This is a genomic window from Sporolactobacillus pectinivorans (assembly GCF_002802965.1).
In the GTDB taxonomy this organism is placed as follows: Bacteria; Bacillota; Bacilli; order Bacillales; family Sporolactobacillaceae; genus Sporolactobacillus; species Sporolactobacillus pectinivorans.
The window spans coordinates 1,797,947-1,819,804 of sequence record NZ_NXGA01000001.1 but is presented as its reverse complement, the minus strand read 5'-3'; the positions used below and the strand labels follow the sequence as shown (position 1 = coordinate 1,819,804).

Annotated in this window: 21 protein-coding genes; all 21 read right to left on the bottom strand. The window is 47.0% G+C overall.

Annotated elements, in window-relative coordinates; all coding sequences use genetic code 11:
- Positions 1–72: 72 nt before the first annotated feature.
- The 21 genes from COP04_RS08680 to COP04_RS08585 all read right to left on the bottom strand — a co-directional run bounded on the left by COP04_RS08680 (position 73) and on the right by COP04_RS08585 (position 21,844).
- Positions 73–585, bottom strand: a complete 513-nt coding sequence (locus COP04_RS08680) for a DivIVA domain-containing protein (protein WP_100487608.1) — start codon at positions 583–585, stop codon at positions 73–75.
- Positions 586–628: 43 nt separating this feature from the next.
- Complete coding sequence (locus COP04_RS08675) at positions 629–1,402, bottom strand: YlmH family RNA-binding protein (protein ID WP_100487607.1); 774 nt, start codon at positions 1,400–1,402, stop codon at positions 629–631.
- 6 nt (positions 1,403–1,408) lie between these two features.
- Positions 1,409–1,675: a YggT family protein gene (locus tag COP04_RS08670; protein WP_100487606.1), complete on the bottom strand. Its 267-nt coding sequence runs from the start codon at positions 1,673–1,675 to the stop codon at positions 1,409–1,411.
- Positions 1,676–1,699: 24 nt separating this feature from the next.
- Positions 1,700–2,140: a cell division protein SepF gene (locus COP04_RS08665; RefSeq protein WP_100487605.1), complete on the bottom strand. Its 441-nt coding sequence runs from the start codon at positions 2,138–2,140 to the stop codon at positions 1,700–1,702.
- A 3-nt stretch (positions 2,141–2,143) separates the two neighbouring features.
- Complete coding sequence (locus COP04_RS08660) at positions 2,144–2,836, bottom strand: YggS family pyridoxal phosphate-dependent enzyme (RefSeq protein WP_100489607.1); 693 nt, start codon at positions 2,834–2,836, stop codon at positions 2,144–2,146.
- A gap of 3 nt (positions 2,837–2,839) precedes the next feature.
- Positions 2,840–3,373, bottom strand: a complete 534-nt coding sequence (pgeF, locus tag COP04_RS08655; RefSeq protein ID WP_275656860.1) for a peptidoglycan editing factor PgeF — start codon at positions 3,371–3,373, stop codon at positions 2,840–2,842.
- The gene (locus COP04_RS20475) at positions 3,259–3,561 is read right to left on the bottom strand and encodes a laccase domain-containing protein (protein ID WP_275656880.1); all 303 of its coding nucleotides are present in this window, start codon (positions 3,559–3,561) and stop codon (positions 3,259–3,261) included. The genes pgeF and COP04_RS20475 overlap by 115 nt, the downstream gene beginning before the upstream one ends.
- A 196-nt stretch (positions 3,562–3,757) precedes the next feature.
- Positions 3,758–4,024, bottom strand: a complete 267-nt coding sequence (locus COP04_RS08650) for a YlmC/YmxH family sporulation protein (RefSeq protein WP_100489606.1) — start codon at positions 4,022–4,024, stop codon at positions 3,758–3,760.
- A 161-nt stretch (positions 4,025–4,185) separates the two neighbouring features.
- The gene (sigG, locus tag COP04_RS08645) at positions 4,186–4,965 is read right to left on the bottom strand and encodes an RNA polymerase sporulation sigma factor SigG (protein WP_100487604.1); all 780 of its coding nucleotides are present in this window, start codon (positions 4,963–4,965) and stop codon (positions 4,186–4,188) included.
- A gap of 177 nt (positions 4,966–5,142) precedes the next feature.
- Positions 5,143–5,853 (bottom strand): RNA polymerase sporulation sigma factor SigE, encoded by a 711-nt coding sequence (gene sigE / locus COP04_RS08640; protein WP_100487603.1) that lies wholly within the window; start codon positions 5,851–5,853, stop codon positions 5,143–5,145.
- Positions 5,854–5,879: 26 nt separating this feature from the next.
- A complete protein-coding gene (spoIIGA, locus tag COP04_RS08635) occupies positions 5,880–6,803 on the bottom strand; it encodes a sigma-E processing peptidase SpoIIGA (RefSeq protein WP_100487602.1) in 924 nt (307 codons plus the stop codon).
- A gap of 279 nt (positions 6,804–7,082) precedes the next feature.
- Complete coding sequence (gene ftsZ / locus COP04_RS08630) at positions 7,083–8,255, bottom strand: cell division protein FtsZ (protein ID WP_100487601.1); 1,173 nt, start codon at positions 8,253–8,255, stop codon at positions 7,083–7,085.
- A gap of 77 nt (positions 8,256–8,332) precedes the next feature.
- Positions 8,333–9,607, bottom strand: a complete 1,275-nt coding sequence (gene ftsA, locus COP04_RS08625; RefSeq protein ID WP_100487600.1) for a cell division protein FtsA — start codon at positions 9,605–9,607, stop codon at positions 8,333–8,335.
- A gap of 429 nt (positions 9,608–10,036) precedes the next feature.
- Positions 10,037–10,804, bottom strand: a complete 768-nt coding sequence (locus COP04_RS08620; RefSeq protein ID WP_100487599.1) for a cell division protein FtsQ/DivIB — start codon at positions 10,802–10,804, stop codon at positions 10,037–10,039.
- Between the two features lie 135 nt (positions 10,805–10,939).
- On the bottom strand, positions 10,940–12,043 hold the full coding sequence (gene spoVE, locus COP04_RS08615; RefSeq protein ID WP_100487598.1) for a stage V sporulation protein E: 1,104 nt from the start codon (positions 12,041–12,043) through the stop codon (positions 10,940–10,942).
- Between the two features lie 64 nt (positions 12,044–12,107).
- Complete coding sequence (gene murD, locus COP04_RS08610; protein ID WP_100487597.1) at positions 12,108–13,472, bottom strand: UDP-N-acetylmuramoyl-L-alanine--D-glutamate ligase; 1,365 nt, start codon at positions 13,470–13,472, stop codon at positions 12,108–12,110.
- A complete protein-coding gene (gene mraY, locus COP04_RS08605; protein ID WP_100487596.1) occupies positions 13,469–14,446 on the bottom strand; it encodes a phospho-N-acetylmuramoyl-pentapeptide-transferase in 978 nt (325 codons plus the stop codon). The genes murD and mraY overlap by 4 nt, the downstream gene beginning before the upstream one ends.
- Positions 14,447–14,571: 125 nt before the next feature.
- Positions 14,572–15,945, bottom strand: a complete 1,374-nt coding sequence (locus COP04_RS08600) for a UDP-N-acetylmuramoyl-tripeptide--D-alanyl-D-alanine ligase (protein ID WP_100487595.1) — start codon at positions 15,943–15,945, stop codon at positions 14,572–14,574.
- A 25-nt stretch (positions 15,946–15,970) separates the two neighbouring features.
- Positions 15,971–17,443 (bottom strand): UDP-N-acetylmuramoyl-L-alanyl-D-glutamate--2,6-diaminopimelate ligase, encoded by a 1,473-nt coding sequence (locus tag COP04_RS08595; protein WP_100487594.1) that lies wholly within the window; start codon positions 17,441–17,443, stop codon positions 15,971–15,973.
- A 160-nt stretch (positions 17,444–17,603) separates the two neighbouring features.
- Positions 17,604–19,550 carry a stage V sporulation protein D gene (locus COP04_RS08590; protein ID WP_100487593.1) on the bottom strand — a complete coding sequence of 649 codons (1,947 nt, stop codon included), beginning with the start codon at positions 19,548–19,550 and terminating at the stop codon, positions 17,604–17,606.
- Positions 19,551–19,711: 161 nt separating this feature from the next.
- Positions 19,712–21,844 (bottom strand): penicillin-binding protein, encoded by a 2,133-nt coding sequence (locus COP04_RS08585; RefSeq protein WP_100487592.1) that lies wholly within the window; start codon positions 21,842–21,844, stop codon positions 19,712–19,714.
- Between the last annotated feature and the right edge of the window lie 14 nt (positions 21,845–21,858).

The window sequence follows — 21,858 nt, the reverse complement described above, 5'->3', positions numbered from 1 at the left end:
CTGCCCGATCAATCAGTCACAGGCAGTTTTGCTTTTTCTGTACGAACAGTATATGCAAATGAATCGGCTGAGTCAAGCCCGTGTCTTCAAAACTTCAGCATTGTTATCCGTTTCTTCATCCGGATTGGTCGATAGGTTTTTCCAATCATCACTTTTCAGAAGTTCAAGCTGCGCTTCAATCAGCATCTGGAATCGTGTCCGGTAAACATTGGCTTCCTTCTTTAATTCTTCAATATTAAGAGTCACTTTCCGGGACTTTTCAAGGGCCTCGTTGATAATCCGGTCAGCATTTTTTTTAGCTTCCATGACGATCAATTTGGCTTCCTTATTCGCGTTAGTCTTAACTTCCTCGGCCGTTTCCTGTGCAACCAGAATGCTTTTGTTCAAAGTTGTCTCGATGTTGGAAAAATGGCTAAGTTTTTCGCCGGAATTTTTCACCTGCTGTTCGAGATCCTTCTTCTCTCTGATCAGCGCTTCGTAATCTTTAATAATCTGATCGAGAAAGTCATTAACCTCGTCCTCATCATACCCGCGGAATCCACGGGAAAATTCTTTATTATGAATGTCCAATGGTGTTAATGGCAAAACGAACCACCTCCAAGTCAGTTACATGTACTAAATTTTCTGTTTAATACAGTTTACCATACTGTAAACGAATTTTGTTCTTTTTCGTCAAGCCATCGGCTGAAATTATTTTGCTTCTGCCGTGGCCGCGCAGAGAGAGGACATCCCCTTCGCCTACTTCAAAATCTCTTTTCTCGGCAATCTGCCAGTTGACCCTGGCCATGCCTCTGCTGATCAATTCGGAAACTTTAGATCTGGGAAGATGATAAATTTCGGACAGCACAGCATCCAGTCTGAGTGATGTGACCGTTCCACCGGATTCTTCCCACTTTTGTTCATTATGTAAAAGCTGCTCCGGAGCAATTGGACTGCATGAAACAGTTGTCCTTCCGACAGAGGTCAGATTCAATACCAGATACTGTTCAATATCCTTCGAACAAATAAATTGAACGTGCGCGTCTGCGAAAATCAGATCACCGATTTTTGCACGAACGACACCTGTTCCGATTAGGGCGCCAAGAAGCTCGGAATGAGTCAGCGATGCGAATTTCGTCGGAAAGTTCACTTCAACGCAGGACAGATCAAAAGCGTTTTCACCTTCCGCCGTATACTGCGGCTGAAGCAGGGCCTTTTTTCGCTCTGCGCCTTCGTATCCGCCAGAGAAAGAAACCGTGACCTCATCACTTTTCCCGATAACCAGCCCAAGAATCCGCTGCTGGCGTGGATCCAGAAAATCCGTCAGTTTAGCCATATACTGCCTCGATACCTGATCCTTCCAGTCAAGAAATTGATCAATCAGCGGTTTTTCTTCCGGACGGAAATGTTCATAAACAGACAATTCGGCTCACCCGAATCTCGAGGCAATACTGCTGATTCCCACTTGTGCAAACCACAGCGCAAGAAAGGCAATCATCGGGGAAATATCAATCACGCCGCCAATCGGCGGAATTATTTTACGGAAGGGCGCAAGAAAGGGTTCGCATGCTCTTGCGAAAAGCGCACCCACCGATGAATTGGCCAAATTAGGAAGCCATGACATCAATATATAAATAAACAAGATCCATTTGTAAATATTAATTGCCTCGGATAATATAAATGCAATCCAAAACATGCGTTCACCTCATTATCTTTTTGATCATCCATTCAGCTTGTCAATCTTCCAACCACTGATCATACCTGAAATATCAACAGACTCCGGCGCAAACAGAAAAGTGTCTTTACCAATTTTGCGAATCTGCCCGTCAAGTGCGAAAGCCGTGCCGCTCATAAAATCAAGAATGCGCTGCCCGTCGGTTTTTGTAACGCTTTGAAGGCTACAGATTACGGTCCTCCTGCTCTTAAGATGGCCAACAATATCCTCTACTTCGTCAAATGACTTAGGTTCAACCAGTATCATTTTCTCCTGCTGGCGGATATTCTGAAAAGCAACGAGTTTTCCGCTTTTCTCCAACGTCTGTGTCTCCTGGCGGGGCGGCACGTCTTCTACAGCCCCATGATATGATGACCGTTCGTCATCGATCGGATCAACCGTTTCTTCAAGGTCAAAAAAACGCCGGATTGTCGATTTAAGGCCCATACCTTAGCTCCCCTTCAATTCATTTCCAACCAGAGCAGTTCCTATTCTGACAAACGTTGCGCCCTCTTCCACAGCGATCCGATAATCATGCGACATCCCCATGGACAGTTCATTGCATGGTGCATAGTCAAGTTTTCTGTCACGTATCCTGTTGCGGCAATTCCTCAATCTGCGAAACACGTCGCGGATGAGATCGGAATCATCGCTGTTCGGGGCCATCGTCATCAGGCCGACAGTCTGAATATGCTCATACCCGCTTAAAGCATCAATAAAGTCGTCCAATTCATTCTCTTTAATGCCATGCTTAGACTCTTCGCCTGAAATATTCATTTCAATAAAACATTTCAGCTTCCCGCTTTTCTTCCGTTTATTAATCTCATCCGCCAGTTTTAGACGGTCAAGTGCATGAAAATAATCGATGTGGTCGACAACATCTTTGACTTTTCTCGTCTGAAGCGTGCCAATTAAATGCCAAGTCACACGCTCATCATGAATCTCCTGCTGTTTCTCAAGCAGGCCTTCCTTCCTGTTCTCTGCCAGATCAAAAAGGCCGCAACTTATTGCTTCTTGCACGCGTTCAATACCTACGTATTTTGTGACGGCAATGACGCTCACGTCTTCTTGACTGCGCCCTGATTTTTCGCACGCCATCCGAATTATTTCATTTACCTTTTTCAAATTTTCTTTTACTGTCAGCACTTAACTTTCCCCTTCTTGCTTTATGCCAATGAAGCCCATCATGCGCCCTGTTTTTCCGTGATCCCTCCGGAACGAATAGAAAAAGTCAGGGTAAGCATAAGTGGTGTACCCTGTAACGCAAATTTGTTTTTCGGGGATACCCGCTCGTATCAGAACTGCGCGGTTAAGCATCTGCAAATCGAGTAAATAATGCCCCGGTCCGTGCGGCTTTACCGCAGCAGACAAAATATTATGATCCAGTTGACCCACTTCATGGATCACTTTCTGATCCACTTCATAGTCCGAGCCGCTAATTGCGGGGCCGACCACAGCTTTGATTGCTGATGGCTGAATTTCAAGCTCATGGCAAAGCAGCTTCACCATTTTTTCAGCGCCGAGCCCGACGCTGCCTCTCCATCCGGCATGAAAAATGCCAACTGCTACCGGATCAGAGCAGTAGAAAAAGATCGGAGTGCAGTCTGCAAAGCAGAGTGCAAGGAGCAGGTCAGGTTCAGTTGTAAACAAACCGTCGACATTTTTAACCACAGTCTGCATGCCGAAAGCCCCGGCACCCGCCATTCCCGAAGTTGCCCGGGCAATATTTGTTCATGCACCTGCTCCGCGCAAACCCATGTCCTAAGCGGAAATCCAATATGATCAGCCAATATTTCGCGATTCTGCACCACATCTTCGGAGCGGTCTCTGACATGAAACCCTAGATTCAGCGAAGAAAAGGGGGCCATGCTTGTCCCTCCCTTTCTCAGAGAGAAGCCAGCCTGAATTCGCTTTGTTCCCGCAATAACCGGCTTCATCAACAGGGCCACGTCATTGATCACGGAAAACGGCTCTTTCACTATTTTCACCCCTCCGTCACCCGATAAAGTGCAGTCTATACGAATTTATTTTAACATATCAAGAGACAAAACGCTTAATTTTTTATCATTCCTGTTCCCGAGCCGGCGCATCAGGATCATTGTAAAAGCGGACCAGGATCACATCCGCACCAATCCTTACAATATTGCTCCAAGGCACGACCACATCATTGTCTCTCCCGAACAAACCGAGCACGCGTCCCGAACCGGGAATAATAAGGTTCTCAATTTTCCCCGATGAAAGGTTAACGTCAAGATCACCAATATGTCCGAGGCGCTTTCCATTTTCCACGTTCACTACTTCTTTTGTCTGAAAATCAGATATTCTGGGCATTGGTTTTCCCCCTCCTGTTATTAAACTATATGGAGGACAGAAATGATTGAGAAGTAAAAAATGAAAAAGCTTGGGCAGGACCCGCCATGCAAAAATTTGTCCAAGGAGATTCCCAAAAAAAAAATAAATTTCAAAGAAAAAAATGCTTGCCAAAGCAAGCATTACGGGCCAATGTCCTGATTCATTTCCTTGATTGCCATTTTTTCCAGTCTTGAAACCTGTGCCTGGGAAATGCCTATTTCCTGCGCAACTTCCATTTGCGTTTTACCGTAAAAAAAGCGCATGGCAACGATTCTTTTTTCCCGCTCATGCAATTTACTCATTGCTTCTTTTAGTGCAATGTTATCGACCCATTCTTTATCCCGGTGCTTGTCATCACTAATCTGATCCATGATGAATATCGGATCTCCGCCATCGCTGTAAATCGGTTCAAAAAGTGAAACGGGATCCTGGATCGCGTCCATCGCAAAAACCACATCTTCAACCGGAAGGTCAAGAATTTTTGCCAGTTCGGAGGAGGTAGGCTCTTTGGAATGCTTCGCGACATAGCGCTCCTTAGCCTGCAGTGCTTTATAGGCCATATCACGCAAGGAACGCGAGACGCGAATCGGATTATTATCTCTTAGATAGCGTCTGATTTCGCCGATAATCATCGGAACCGCGTAGGTTGAAAAGCGAACATTCTGGCTTAAATCAAAATTGTCAATCGATTTCATTAATCCGATACAGCCGACCTGAAATAAATCGTCTACAGATTCGCTGCGGTGATTGAACCTCTGAATCACGCTGAGCACCAGCCGGAGATTGCCGTTCACCAGTTTTTCCCTGGCTTCCGTTTTACCGGACTGTAATTCTGCAAATAACTTACGCATTTCTACGTTGGTCAGTACAGGAAGCTTGGACGTATCAACCCCGCAGATTTCCACTTTATGCCGTGCCATAAAGGACAACCTCCCAGTGCCTGAGATGCTTGAATACAGTGAAAATTTTCTGGAAAACCTCCGGGCTATTTTAAATCCGGAATCGTTCAGAATTATTTTCTCCGCGCCATAAGGTCAAGTATCTCCTGTGAAGGTCATTTTATGCATCGGATATTTTTAAGCTATTTGAGCCGGTCCTTACGCCATTTTGCTGAACTCCTTTTTCAGTCTTCGGATGATTCTTTTTTCAAGACGGGAAATATAAGACTGTGAAATGCCAAGTTGATCCGCCACATCTTTTTGAGTTTTCTCCTTCCCTCCTGCCAGGCCAAAGCGAAGCGTCATGATTTCCTTCTCCCGGTCGCTGAGCATGAGCATCGCGCTTTTGAGCAGTGTATGATCCACTTTGCGTTCCATATCGGAGGTTGTCACATCGTTCGCGGTGCCCAGTACATCCGAGAGAAGCAGTTCATTGCCATCCCAGTCAACGTTCAGCGGCTCGTCCAGAGAAACCTCTGAACGGGTCCGGTTGTTTCTTCTCAAGTACATTAATATTTCATTCTCAATGCATCGGGAAGCATAGGTTGCGAGTTTAATTTTTTTCTCGGGATTAAATGTATTGACTGCCTTAATCAGTCCAATGGTTCCTATGCTGATCAAGTCTTCAATATTGATCCGCGTATTATCAAACTTTCTGGCGATATAAACGACAAGCCTCAAATTGCGCTCAATCAAAGTTGCCCTTGCCTTCTGGTCACCGGATGGGAGCTTTTTCATCAGCTCTGCTTCTTCTTCCTTGGACAAAGGAGATGGCAGGCCGTCGCTGCCGCCGATATAGTAGACTTCTTCAGGCCGTATATGCAGTCTGATGAGTATTTTATGCCAAAGTTCTGAAAAAAATAATTTCATATGTGTCCCTCCCTGGGTTATTTGGATCAGGATGCCGGCTCGATGACCTTGCCATTAAGCAGCATGTCCGGATGAAGGATGCTGCTGAATTCTCCTGATGTGCTTAACGTCTGTACGGTCAGGGCGACGAGTACCCGTTTACACTCGATCTGCCGGCCTTCATGCGTGATCAGCACCCGATCCGGCCGGAATGCAATAATATAGTGTGGTACCCCATCCACAGAGCGATAAGGGACCCAGGTGATCCTGCTATCCCATCCGTTTGGAAGATCTTCATATAGCTGAAAAGCAGCGTCTGGCCCCTCCATTTGAAAAAGCGAAGCGGGAATCTGGCCTTCACAGGCAGCTCGGCTCAGGAACATGACCGGAAGCCTGGTCAGCGGATCGTACAGCTTGTTGCCACTGTCAATCAGCCCCCTCGATCGAATCACTTGGTTAAAGATCTGAATGGTTATTTCTGCGCCGTTGGCATGCTGCCATTTGCGAACAGCAGTCTGATCCATTCTCTTCTTTGAAAACAGCCATAATGCGGGGAATCCTAAAACGACAAAGATCCAGCTGATCGGATCACCAAAATTCATCGTGGTTAAAAAGCGGCTGTCTGCATAAGATGTACCGTTCTCGAAGAAATAATGGAGTGCGAAAATGCCTCCACCAATCGCAAAAGCAGAGAAATAAAAAGCGGCAAGATTTTGAAAAAAGACTGACGGACGCCCAAAGCCGAAAGTGATCCAGATAATCAGAACTGAAAATAAAAATTTTCCAAGCGGATGTGTCACAAGAAATGCGAGTGGCGTGAAAAGGATCAGAACAACAGAAGATGCCGTCAGCGCACCGAGAAAGAGACGCAGCCTGTAAATTCTACGCTTGAGCATAAGCGCAGTAAGCTTCAAGAGACAGGCATCGATCAGCAGATTGAGCAACCAGACCGCATCGAGATAGAGAACCAACGTCCCACCACCTTCCTTGCGTGTTTAGGATTAGTATACGGGCCTTATCTGTGAAAGTCTGTCGCTCCGTGGCTGGATTTTTGCTGTTATTTTGGCGCTTTTTGTTTAAGATTGAGGCTCGCAAATTGAGTCAAATCGGAGACAAAAATAAAAGGCAGGCACTGCGGATATATTGTATCCGTGTGTCTGCCTTAAACTTTTTGGAAAACAATGACGTGGAATTTACAAGTTTAACCGAATCATGAACGTAACTAAAAACTCTGCCCGGTACAGTAATTACTAATTCTTCTGATGGCGATTGCGAAGAAAGGTCGGTACATCCAGCGTATCTTCGTCATCGATAATACCGTGAGGCCGGCGCGCGGTCTGCTCGTTATGCTTCAGACCCTCTTCACGCCGAAAATCCTGAGGACTTTTTTTCAGAGCTTCCGCCCCTCCCTGAATGATGTTCCTCCGGATCTGGCCGTCAGATTCCTGGCTCTTCTGCTGTTCTTTTTCCTCTGAAAGAAAACCTGTCGCAATCACTGTGACGACAATCTCGTCTTCCATTTCTTCGCGGATAACCGAGCCAAAAATCATATTGACCTCTTCATCCGCTGCGGTGGCAACAATGTCTGCTGCTTCATTCACCTCGTAGAGACTCAGATTGTTTCCGCCGGTAATATTCATCAGCACGCCTTTGGCTCCGTCAATTGACTTCTCAAGCAGCGGGCTGGAAATTGCCTTCTTCGCCGCATCGGCCGCCCGGTTTTCCCCAGAAGCGATGCCGATCGCCATCAGAGCCGATCCGCCTTCCGTCATAATGGTTTTGACATCAGCAAAATCAAGATTGATCAGGCCGGGAACAGCGATCAGATCCGATATGCCCTGCACGCCTTGCCGCAATACATTATCAGCTTCCCTGAAAGCGTCCAGCATTGGTGTATTTTTATCAACGATTTCAAGCAGTCGGTCATTCGGGATGACAATGAGCGTGTCCACTTTTTCCTTTAGATTATCAATTCCAAACTGCGCCTGCTTAGCACGCTTCCTTCCTTCAAAAGAGAACGGGCGGGTGACTACGCCGACGGTCAGTGCGCCGACATCTTTAGCGACCTCCGCAATAATCGGTGCCGCGCCGGTTCCCGTTCCGCCGCCCATTCCGGCAGTCACGAAGACCATATCGGCACCTTTGAGCAGTTCCTCAACCTGATCTCTGCTTTCCTCAGCCGCTTTTTTTCCCACATCGGGATTAGCGCCGGCGCCGAGCCCACGGGTCAGTTTTTCCCCAAGCTGCAGCTTCGTCCCGGCCTTGGAAAATTTCAATGCCTGGGCATCCGTATTGGCGCAAACAAACTCAACCCCCTGAATGCCACTTTCAATCATCCGGTTAACGGCATTATTGCCCCCGCCGCCAACACCGATAACCTTGATCTTTGCAAGGTTATTCGTTTCCACGTCACTATCGTACATTTTCATTTCCTCCCATTCAGAGGTCGAATTTTCGCCACTGCTTATGCGTGCTTTTAATAAAACATATAAAACCCACGTCAGTCGAAGAACATATTGAACCAGCTTTTCACTTTTGCTGTTACGCTCTCATGCTCTTTGCCGTCCGTTTTTCTCACTTTTTGCTGTTTCTCCTGTGGCGTGAACCGTTCAGAAGAAATCGCCGCAGCTACTTCCTTGCCTTGAATCTTGACATTGTGATAGGCAAATTGTATCAAACCGATACATGCAGTGAACTTAGGTTCGCGCACCCCAATGTAATCCGGAATTGCAATCCGGACATTGGCATCCAGCTTTTGCACAGCCAAATCAAGCACTCCCGGCATGGCGGTCACACCGCCGGTCAGAACGAATCCGCCGGGCAGATCATAAATGCCGATGCGCTGCAGTTCAGCACTGACAATATCGAACAATTCACCAATCCGCGCTTCGATGATTTCCGCAAGGTCCCCCTGATTGAGCATCTGCTTTTTAGCACTGCCAATCTGCGACGCTGTAAATGTATCTTCCGAGGAAGCGGCCTTTACACTTGCCGCTCCATGCTTGATTTTCAGCTGTTCAGCTTCTTCCATAGGTACCCGCTGAATAATTGAAATATCTTTCGTGACATGATTGCCGCCGATGGGCAGTTCAAATGTTGAAAGAAGCGTTCCCTGATCAAAAACGGCCACGCTTGTCGCCCCGCCACCTATGTCTACAAGTGCGACACCAAGATTTCGTTCATCCTCTGTGAGAGCAACTGAACCGAGCGCAAGGGTCTGAAGGCATACATCCGAAACCTGAAGGCCGGCCCGTTCCACACACCGTAAAAGATTGTGCAGGACTGTCTTCGATCCCGTGATCAGAGTTCCTTCCATTTCCAGCCTGACACCGATCATGCCTCGCGGATCATGAATTTCATCCACACCGTCCACAATGAACTGTTCAGGTATCACATCAATAATTTCTCTTTCAGGAGGGATTGACATCACCTGGGCTGCATCAATCACCCGGCCGATATCTGTATCTCCGATTTCATGGTTCTCACTGGCTACAGCAACAACGCCATGGCAAGGCCTCAACTGGATATGGTTTCCAGAGATGCCGACGATGACGCTCTCAATAGTCAGACCGACCATTCTTTCAGCCTGTTCAACAGCCTGGCGAATAGAGCGGACAGTTGCATCGATATCTACAATCGAACCCTTCTTGATGCCAAAAGATTCAGCTTCGCCAACACCGATCACATTAAGCGACCCGCCAGCCATTTCGCCTATTAAAGTTTTGATGCTTGATGTACCAATATCCAGGCTTACAAAAACATTCTCACTGTTCATTCCGCGGCACCCCCTTTAGTCTGAAAAACGATAAAGTCTTGATTCAGGGATGTTTGATTCGGGCTATTTTGATCTAGGCGACAAATGTGCAAATGAAAATTCATGCTACTTCAACCCAGCACTTTCTGTTCCTACCCGGAGAAATACAGTCCTATTATCTTGTATTCTACAAAACGGAACATATCCCTTTATTAACTGATCGAATGGAGCAAAGAAACATAACCTTACATGTTTATATCGGTAAGATCAGAAAAAGTTAAACAGATTCTCAGCCTCCGAGATTTGAAAAAATAATCTGGAAATATGAAGCTGCAACTAATTTATAGTCTACACCAAGTTGATAGACTAGAAAAGATAAAATTACAGAGTCCCGCAAAAATCTTCTTATGGCACGATGAAACCTCCTGCCGGGTATTTAAGGGGAATCTGTCAGTTATTATTGCTTTTTGGGCTTTGGTAAGGTACAAAGTAACTCCCAATACTGAGATGGACAGTTCCATGCTCTCCTTTTGGCAGATTAGCCAGAATTTCCGGATAGAGTTTCATATTTTGAGCAAACGTCTTTGTATTCGCCACAACCCGGTTGCCGTCGTTCATATAAAGCATCAGGTTATCCGGGTCACCGGGACTGTTTATGTAATGAATATCAGAAATACTATGGACAAGCTGTGCAGGGAACACGGTAAGGCCTTCTGAAACTGCCTTCAATGCGGAAGTGTCACTAAAATTTACAAGCACGGGGGCATCCATTGGCATGGCTGTTCCCTGCAACGGTCCAAGCAATGTCCCGTTTTGCAGGATCGGAAAATATTTGCCGTTTTTTAGAAGATAGGCTTTTCTGGCATATTCCTGAATACGAATGGTTACAGCACCGGGAAACGCCACATGAACCGTTGCTTTTCTGACCGTAGGAAGTTTCTCGATACGGTTTTCAGCATTTACGGATCGGACATCCCAGATATGTGTTTTATTTGAAATGCCGCTTGCCTGCAGCACTTTCTCTTTGCTGACGATTTGCTGGCCCTCAATTGAAATCCGGCTGACCCTGCTGAAGGGAGACTGAAAATAAACAGCCGCCAGAATCAAGAGAAAAAATATCGTCGCATATAACGCAAAACGCCGGTTCGCTTTCTGTTTCCGTTCTTTTTTTAATTGCGGCAGCCGATCCTCCAGCGGAATGACCTTATTTCTGTCCATTTTTTCCCCTCCGAACAAGTTTACCGGTACACGGATCAGACAATTGCCTGCCGGTCAGTTCTATTGTATTTTTTTTTCTTATAAACAGCAAACCCTGTTTTGAGAGACAAAACAGGGTTCATGCTTGACTGCAACTCATTTCGCCTTGCTGCTGATATTCAGCAAAATTCCTACTGAAACAAGCATCAGAGTGAGGGAGGATCCGCCATAGCTGAGAAAGGGAAGCGTGATGCCCGTCACCGGAATGAGCCCGGTTACAACTGCAATGTTAATCATAACCTGAATCGCAATCATGCCGGTAATACCCAGTGCAAGAAGTGTCCCAAAAAGATCCGGTGCCTTCATTGCAGCCAGTATGCCCCTCCAAAGCAACAGACAGAAAAGTAGCAGAACGATCGCCGCTCCGATCAGTCCCAGTTCCTCCGAGATAATAGAAAAAATGAAATCGTTCTGAGCTTCCGGCAGATACTGATACTTCTGACGGCTCTGTCCAAGACCGAAACCCATGAGCCCTCCCGGCCCGATGGCAAGCAGTGACTGGATAATCTGAAAGCCGCTGCCCATCTCATCTTTCCATGGATCAAGAAATGAAACTAACCGTTTGACCCGGTATGGGGCTGAGAGAATCAGGCCTGAAGCCCCGGCAAGCCCGATAGCGCCCATAATGACAAAATGTTTAATGCGCGCACCTGCGGCAAAAATCATGGTCAGACAGGTCAGCACCAGCACTGTGCCCGTTCCCAGATCCGGCTGGAGCATGATTAATCCAAAAGCCAACAGCACCGGTATTAAAGAGGGAATCAGGCCTTTCCAGAATGAAGACAACTTCCTCTGATTCTCTGCCAGATATTTTGCCAGAAAAAGGATTAAGGCCACCTTCATAAATTCAGAGGGCTGGATTGAAAATGCGCCGATACCAAGCCAGCTTCTAGCCCCGCCTCTTGAAAGGCCAACTCCGGGAATCAGTACAAGGATCAGCAAAAGAAAACAGCCGGCCATCCCCAATTTTGCCCAGGACTTCCACACCCTGTAGTCCACTTTCATAACCGTAAACATCATGATCAGTCCGACGGCTGCGAACAGCATCTGTCTCTTCAGAAAATAGAATGAATCGCCATTAAATTTGTGAGCGGCGGAAACTTCGCTCGCACTGTAAACCATAATCAGCCCGACAGTCAGAAGCGCAAGAGCGGCAAAAAGAAGCAGTCGATCCGGTGATTGACGGCGGCGTACCGACATGAACAACACTCCGTCCAGACAAGGCCACCGATTCGCCGGCTTAAGTTAGCCGGCATGCCTGTCCTTATCTAAACTTATTCACTTCGTCGATAAAAATGTCTCCGCGCTGTTCAAAAGATTTATATTGATCCCAGCTCGCGCATGCCGGGGAAAGGAGAATCACGTCACCCGACTGAGACAATGAGAATGCCTCAGGAACAGCGGCTTCAACATTTTTTACCGGCCTGATTGTCGGAATACCGGCTTTTTCACACGCATCCTGCAATTTAGCTGTTGTCTGGCCGAAAAGCAGTGCAGCCTTGATTTTCGCTTTTTTCAAATCTGCTATGAGAGTATCAAATGTATTGCCGCGATCCAGCCCGCCGGCAAGAAGGACGATTTCCTTGCTTGGAAAAGACGCCAGAGCTTTTGATGTCGCCAATATATTCGTTGCTTTCGAATCATTGTAGATGGTTCGTCCCTGAATGACACCAACATATTGGAGCCGATGCCGGACACCTGTGAATGTTCTGAGCACATGCGCAATATACTCAGCAGGGACATTGCAGAGACTTGCCGCCGCAACGGCAGCCAATGCATTCTGGAGGTTGTGCTCGCCCGGAAGCCCCATTTCACCAATGCCCATGATTTTTTCATTCTTGAAATAAATGGCTCCGTCAGCAAGATAGGCGCCTGTCTCAACTTTTTTGGTTGTCGAAAACGGTACGGCGGTCGCTTTGGTTTTATCCGCAACATACTTAATGACCCGCTCGCTGTCCGCATTATAAACCAGATAATCACCGGATGTCTGATTCATTGTAATACGTGCCTTTGCGTGTGCATAATTCTCGACAGTGCCATGATAGTCCAGATGATGGTCAAAAATATTGAGCACAACGGCAACCCTCGGATGCAGCGTTTCCGTGCCCAGCAGCTGAAAACTGGACAGTTCAGCCACAATCACGTTCCGGGAAGTCACATCCTTGACAACGGAAGTCAGTGCTGTGCCAATGTTTCCGGCAACAACCGGCTCAAGATCTGATCCCTTCATCATCTCTCCTAAAAGCATCGTTGTTGTTGTTTTTCCATTCGACCCGGTAACGCCGATAAACGGCGATTCTGACAATTCAGAAGCAATTTCAACTTCGGTAATCACACGGATTCCCATGTTGCGGGCTTTTTGTACTAATGGATTACTGTACGGAATCCCCGGATTTTTAATCAGCACGGAAACATTCTCGTCGACCAAATCCAGTGGATGTCCACCGCCGATGACCCGCAATCCCATTTTTTTCAATTCTTCAGCATGTTTATTACCTATCAGATCATTTCGATCATTGACTGTCACTTCAGCCCCAAGATCATGCATTAATTTTGCAACGGCGTAACCGCTTTTGCCAAGGCCGAGAACAAGAATTTTTTTGTTGGTATAATTTGTCAACTTTTTCAATGGATTATCCCCACTTTCAGATAGACACCAATAATTGCCAAAATCAGTCCGGCCATCCAGAATACTGTAACGACCTTCCATTCCGACCATCCGCCCAATTCAAAATGGTGGTGGATCGGACTCATTCTGAACACCCGTTTTCCGGTTGTCTTAAAAGAAACCACCTGAATCATGACGGACAGCGTTTCAATGACGTAGACGCCTCCGATCACCGCGAGCAGTATCTCTGTACCGGTCAGAATAGCCATTCCGGCAAGTGCTCCGCCGATCGCAAGAGATCCGGTGTCCCCCATGAAGACTCTCGCAGGATGCGCGTTGAAAATCAGGAAGCCAAGCAAAGCACCCAGCATCACAGTCGCAAACAGGGCAATGCCAAGCTTCATTGAAGCAAATGCAATCACCGCATAAGCGGCGAATGAAATGGCGGCAAGCCCTGACAGCAGCCCGTCCATGCCATCTGTCAGGTTTGTCGCATTCGGAACACCAATCAAAATAAAAATAACAAATATTGGATAGAGCCAATAAAGATTGATCGTCCAGCCCGTCCCCGGCACCGACAGATAAGTGGAGTAGTCGAAGCGGGTGACAAAGTAAAAGAAAACAAAGGCAATAATCAGCTGACCGAGCATCTTCTGTTTTGATGTCAGTCCCATATTCCGCTTCATGACGATTTTGATGAAATCATCCAACAGGCCAACCAGACCGAATCCGAGCGAGACAAACAAAAGCATGTAGGTATTCTGATCTGCAACATGATATTTGAGCGCCATAATGACGATCGTGATTAGCAGGCTCAGCAAAAAAATCACGCCGCCCATGGTCGGCGTCCCTGCTTTTTTTTGATGGCTCTTCGGACCTTCCGTTCTGATATACTGCCCGAAATGCAGCCGCCTCAGCAACGGAATGAACAGCGGTGCAAAAATAAGCGTGATTAAAAATGAAATCGCCAGGCCGATTAATGGAAACAAAAGCATGAATCATTTCGCTCCTTTAAATGCTGACCCGTCCGGGCCAAATGAATCAAGAAATGTACGGTAAAAATAATAATGCAAAAGTTTCTTTCTTAGTTTCTGATCGCTTCCAGTCCATTGACTAGCCATCAAATAAGTGTCAGTTCACCGACCAGCTGCTCAAGCGCCAGCAGTCGGGAAGCTTTAAAAAGCATAACTGTTTGATCATCAAGCAAATCTGCAAGATAAGAACGGGCATCCATTTTATCTGAAAACGACTGAATAACCAAATGATCCGGGTTGCCTTTTTCCAGCAGCGGCTGAGCAATCCACACCCCTTTTTTCCCAATAGTCACGACATGGGTCAGCGGCAGTGTGAGTACATCAGCCACATTTCGGTGTAGCTGCTCTTCATTCTCTCCAAGCTCATACATGTCACCGAGAACAGCAATTCTTTTCTTAAAACCCGGAAGATCTTTGAGCGTTTCAAGCGATGCTTTCATCGAAGTCGGGCTGGCATTGTAACAATCACTGATGAGCAGCGAGCCGTTCAAACCCTTAACTTTCTCAAAGCGCATCTTTGTCAATTTCAGATTTTGCAGTCCTTCTTTAACAGCCTGTGCATTGATGCCCAGCAATTTGGCTGCCGTCAGGCTGAACACCGCATTTTTAACATTGTGCCTGCCGAGAATCGGCACCGCGTATTCGCTGAGCCCGTGATTAAGTGAAAAACGATATCCATCTGTTCTCTCTTTTACGTCCGTGATTTCCCAGTCATTATCAGACTGATAGCCACAGCGGATAATTTGAAAAGCGTTAGTATGGATATTGGTCAGCAATGGTTCATCGCCATCGATAATCAGACTGCCTCTTTTTTTCAAACCATTTATGATTTCAAGTTTTGCTTTGGCGATGCCTGCCCTGCTCCCCAGATATTCAATATGCGATTCGCCGATATTCGTGATTATCGCAACATCGGGTTTGGCCAGCTGGCTGAGAAAAGTCAGTTCGCCAAAATGATTCATGCCCATCTCAAGCACCAGCACTTCGGTATCTTCAGGCATAGACAGAATCGTCAGTGGCACGCCGATATGATTATTATGGTTGCCCTGGGTTTTATATGCTTTAAAAGTTTCGGATACGATACCATAAACCATATCCTTAGTTGTTGTTTTTCCATTTGAACCCGTAATTGCAATGACTTTCGGCCGGCACTGCGTCAGAAAAGCCTTGGCCATGCTTTGAAGAGCAGCCAGTGTATCATCAACAAGAAACAATGGGAAACCGGCAGGGAGGTGATCAGGCACAGGTACCCTTTCCATCCACAGGGCTGCCTGCGCCCCATTTTTAATTGCATCAGATAAAAAATGGTGACCGTTAAAATTTTCACCAATCAATGGCACAAAAAGGCCATTTGTCACCTGTTTGCGGCTGTCGGTCATAATTGTCAGGCGGCCAAGTCCATCGATGTTCCCCAGTATCTGAATCGCCTGACCACGGACTATATCAATACCAATACTCATCTTTTTAACTCTCCTTGTGACAATATTACTTTTCCATTATCTCAGTAATTGCTTTTTTTGCAATCTCACGGTCATCGAAGTGATGTTTCACTGTTCCGATGATCTGATAAGTTTCATGTCCCTTGCCGGCAATGAGGATGATATCCCCGGGTTCAGCCTGGTTAACCGCAAATCTGATCGCCTCGCGTCGGTCTGTGATTTTCCTGTAATCACACCCTTGGACGCCCGCCTCCATCTCGGCAAGAATGGTTTCAGGATCTTCCGTTCTCGGATTATCAGAGGTCAGGATGGCCAGATCGCTGTTATCGACAGCAATTCTTGCCATGATTGGCCGTTTGCCATGCTCCCTGTCCCCGCCGCATCCCACAACTGTGATGATGCGCCTCCGTGCAAATTCCTTAATGGTAGCCAGGGCATTTTTCAGGCTGTCCGGTGTGTGTGAATAGTCAACGATAACGGAGAAATCCTGGCCCGCGGAAACCGTTTCAAATCTGCCGGAAACACCAGGAACCTGCTCCATGGCACGAATCATCTGATCCATATCAAGCCGGCTGACCGAACAGGCCGCAAGAGCCGCCAAGGCATTATATACGCTGAACTTTCCAATAAGTTTCATGGACACAGCGTAACACTTCCCCCTGGCATTCAGAGTGAACGAAGTGCCTTCCGGAGTGATATTCAGCGATTCTGCGCGAAAATCTGCAGGACGATCAATGCCATACGTCATCACGTGCGCTGCTGTCATGTGCCGGTATACCTCAGATGCCGGATCATCCGAATTCAGCACAGCGACTTTTAGTTCACCGGGGCGGCCGTAAGTATTGCCAAGCTGGGAAAAAAGAAGGCTCTTGGCATACATATAATCCTTCATCGTCCCATGGAGATCGAGATGGTCTTCTGTCAGATTAGTAAAAATGCCGATATTAAAATCACAGCCATGAACTCTCCCGTCATATAGAGCATTGGATGACGTTTCCATGACCACTGAAGCCGCGCCTTGATCTCTCATTTTTGCGAGATTTTCATGAATGAGATGGACTTCCGGGGTTGTATTTTCGACAGAAACTTCATAATTTTTGTAACGCATGCCCATTGTACCGATTAATCCTGTGTGCAGGCCGCAAGCCTCCTGAATGGCCTGGACAAGATAAGTAATGGTCGTCTTGCCATTCGTGCCTGTCACACCGATCATATGTAAATCATGACTGGGATACCCGTAAAAACGGTCTGAAATCATCGCCAGGGCGCGATGCGTGTCGCTGACGTAGATCACAGGAACGGACGCTTGAATCGTTTCCTGAGCAATAATAGCCGATGTACCGCTTTTTTCTGCCATCGCTGCGTAGCGATGCCCGTCCAGATGATGACCCTTGATGCAGAAAAACAAAGACCCCGGTCCTGCAAGGCGTGAGTCAATGACTAAATGTTTAATTTCAGGATTTCCCTCTCTATCTTGCCTGAAGTCTCTAATTGCTTCAAGACAATCAGCTAATTTCATCAAATACACGTCCTTAATTTTCAGTATTGAAGTGCCGGCAATGACTAAAAGCCGGCGACATGAATCTTGAATCTTACATTTCACGACTCACGTCCGATTTTTAAATATGTATATCAAGAACCGGCTTACAAGATACACCGGCCCCTGTCCCCTGCTTATTTTAATCGCCCGGTTTCTTTTTGTCACCTAAATATATCATTATTGTTGAACCTTGTTTGACCTTAACCCCTGCCTGTGGCGACTGCATGGTCACCACATTCCCGTTTCCTTCCGTCTTTAATATTAAGTCCTGAGGATAGCTAGGGAGGTCTTTTTTCTCAACACCGATCAGATTAGGTATGCTGATCAGAGGCTGATCCGGCCATCGATTTTCTTTTTCAAGTCCACCGCTTTGTTTTTCAAGGCCCATCGCACTCAGGCTGTCACCAATAATGCGGCCGGCAATCGGTGCAGAAACCGTGCCGCCAAACTGGACGGTCCCCTTCGGATGATCGATCGCCACGTACACGACGATCTTCGGATTGTTTGCCGGAGCAAACCCCATGAAAGAAACAATATAGTTGCCGTCCATATAGCCGCCGCCATCCGGATTGACTTTCTGAGCGGTTCCCGTTTTTCCCCCGACACGATAGCCTTCTACAAAAGCATTCCGACCTGTTCCCTGGGCAACCACGCTTTCAAGGGTGTCCCGGACCTCTTTTGAGGTGGCTGCCGAAATCACACGTCTTTTTAATACCGGCTCAATACGATTGATCACTTCCCCTGTACTCGTGTCAATCCACGCTTTCGCAAGATGCGGTTCATAAAGATAACCGCCATTAATTGCTGCAGAAACGGCGGCCACCTGTTGTATGGGCGTAACGGATACACCCTGCCCAAATGCAGTTGTTGCTGTTTCTAGCGGTCCGATTTTGTTTTTATTAAACAGGATTCCTTTCGCTTCCCCCTGAAGATCAATACCCGTCTTCTCTCCAAATCCGAATTTATCAATATAGGAAAACAGCCTGTTTTTCCCCAGTCGTTCCCCAAGAGCGACAAAACCCGGATTGCACGAGTTCTGCACAACCTGCAGAAAGGTCTCCGAACCATGCCCGCCTTTTTTCCAGCAATGCAGGCTGGTACCGGCCACATCTATGGAACCGGAATCATAGAAATGATCCTTCTGCAAATTAACGACTTTTTCCTGAAGCGCTGCTGCAAGTGTAATGACTTTAAATGTTGAACCCGGTTCATAGGTTTTCCAGATCGGAAGATTTTGATTGTATATATTTGGAGAGACGTGCTGATAGTTTCCCGGATTAAAATCAGGTTTGGAAGACATACCGAGAATCTCGCCTGTATTGGGATCCATCGCAATGGCAAGGGCACTGTCAGGATGGTAGACGGCCATCGCGTTATTCAGTTCCCGTTCAATAATCGACTGCACACGTGAATCAATGGTCAGCATCAGACTGGATCCACTCGTCGGAGGGGTGTATTTGTCTTTCAGCGTGGACATCCGGTTCCCACGAACATCAGAGAAAAAGGACACTTTTCCATTTTCCCCTTTCAGACCGTCATTATAATAGGACTCCAGCCCTGTCAGCCCCTGATTATCAATTCCGGCGAATCCGAGCACATGCGCCAGATAGTTGCCCTGCGGATAAAAGCGGCTGAAATCTTCGGCAATAAAAACGCCGGGAAGTCCAAGTGCCCGGATTTGAGATGCTTTTTCATTGGAAATTTTTCTCCCTTCTGGTGTTATCCGGACAATGGATTGATGTTGGGTAATCTTTTCGTATGCTTTCGCCTTACTCATTCCAAGAACCTGAGCCAATTTCCCGGCAACCATTTCTCTGCTCTGCGCCGGAACCTGAATGGGGACAACGAGCACAGACGGACTGCTGACATTGGTTGCCAGTATTTTTCCGTTGCGATCAAGTATGTTGCCCCGCTCCGCCTCGTAAGGGATATTTTTGCCCCATTCTTCAAGCGCTTTTTTCGTTAGCCAGTCATTATTGAAAAGTTGCACATAGATCAGCCGGCCCAAAAAAATCGTAAACACGAGCAGACCTGCCAGCAGGATGAGAAGCAGCCTTTTTTTTACTGTCACATTTGAAATACGCACAAGAAGCCCCTCCTATCTTTCTTGTCCTACCCATATGTACGGGCAGTGAAAAATAGAACGAGCTCTATTGATATTTGTCTTTGCAACTGCCTGGATTTCCCGAACAACCGGCATTTTTTCCCGTGCAGGAGGCCTGAATACTTGTCCGTACTGCAGCCGTATCAGTGCAGGTCAACAGTCAGTGTGTCCCCACTCTTCAACAGCGTCCCGGGGGACGGACTTTGGTGAGTAACAAACCCTGTTCCATTTGTTTTCAACCTAAGATCAGCCGCATCTGCCAGCTTCATAGCATCTGCCAGAGACCAGCCGGTAGTATCAGGCATTTTTGCAAATCCGCCGCTAAAAAGAATCACTTTGCTGCCCTGTGAGAGACTCTCACCGGAAAAAGGCAGCTGCCTTCTGACGCTTGTGCCGTCTCCTACTATTATCGGATTAAGCCCAAGATTGAGCAGCGACTGTGCAGCTCCGTTTGTCGAATTGCCCGTGTAATCGCCCAGTTTTACAGGAGCAGCGGCTTTGACCCCGCCCCCCTGACCAACTTTTTTGTCAACCTGAAGATACTGAAGGCTGCTTGACATCACCGGACGGACAATATTTATCACCGGTTCATCCCCGAGATCCGTCGGTTTTAGATGAGGCTGTTTAATCGCTACATAAACAATCACCTTTGGATCATTTTCAGGCGCCATACCAAGGAACGAAAAAACGTAATTATCCTTTCCCTGGAGATATCTTCCATTTTGAGCAATCTGGGCCGTTCCGGTTTTGCCTATAACATCATATCCGGGAAGGTCGAAAGCCGTACCTGTTGCGCCATATCCGTTGACAACATCTTTATTGCTGACCACCTGGCGCATCAGCGCACGCGTCTGCTCCGCAGCACTCTTGGAAACCGGATGCCCGGCCACCACCGGATGGTTGGACAGGATCGTTTTTCCGTTGTCTGGATTGACGACTTTATCCACGACATACGGACGCATCATGACACCGTTGTTGGCGATAGCTGTTGATGCCTGCACAATCTGCATAGCAGTAAAAGCAGAACCTTGGCCGAAGGATGCTTCGAGTTTGTCAATCGGCCAGCTCCAGTTAACGATTCCCTGGCTTTCCCCCGGAAGATCAATACCGGTTTTCTTCATAAACCCGAACCTTTTCCAATACTCTTCCAGCCGGTCCGGACCTAAATATTTATCAGTCAGAACAGACATCCCAACGTTTGATGAAAGCTCGAAGGCCTGATCAAAATTAATATTTCCCCAGCCGGCGGTGTCCCAGTCATGAATGGTTCCGCCCTTCGTCCTATAGGATCCGGATGCGTAGGTTGCTTTTCCATTAAAAACACCGGCATCAATTGCTGAAGCTACGGTAAAAGTTTTCATAACCGATCCGGGTTCGTAGGGAGTTGAGATGGCAATATTGCTGAACTGTGTAATATCCCGGTTATTGGGGTTGAAAGTGGGATAGGTTGACATTGCCAGAATTTTACCTGTTTTTGGATCGGCCACGATTCCAATCATGCTGGTTGGCTTGTATACTTTATTCGTTTGTGCCATTGCCTGTTCAAGCACTGTCTGAATGCGGGAATTCAGGGTCAGATAAACATTATTGCCGGGAACCGGCGTATTAATCTTCTGCTTTTCATCAGGGATAGGCACTCCCCCCGCACTTGTGTAATAACGGACGGAGCCATCCCGCTCAGTCAAATAGCGGTTCATTGACTGTTCAACGCCAAGCACACCCGTCTGTTGATTGGTATTCGGATTCGTTTGCGTGAATCCGATAGTGTAGGCAGCGCTGGACTGTTCAGGATAATAACGCTTTGATCCTGCCAGATAGTCGAGCCCCGGAAGTTTTAGGCGGTCAATTTCCTGTTTTGTTTGGGAACTGAGCATTTTCCCGTTCGTGCCAAATTCGACCTGATAGGCATTCCGATTCAGTTGTGCGAGAATATCCGATTCTTTCATTTTCAGTATCGGAGCAAGTTCTCTTGCCGTTTTTTCCTTATCTACGACGTGCACCGCCGCCTTAGGACTGATCACAGCATACAGCGTATAAGCCGGCACATCTTCTGCAAAAATTCCCCCGTCGCTTGAATATATCGTTCCTCTGTTCTCGTTAATAAGATCCAGCTCGGTCCACTGCCTGCTACCAAGCTGAAGAAGTTTCTGCCCATCTACTTCTTTTCCCTGTGCAATATAAACAAACCGGCCGATAATTATAAAAAAAGCCAGCATAAAAAGACCGCCGACTATTCCTGACCATAAACTGATCGCTCTTTTTTTTCTCTGAAACATTGGCCCAAGCCACC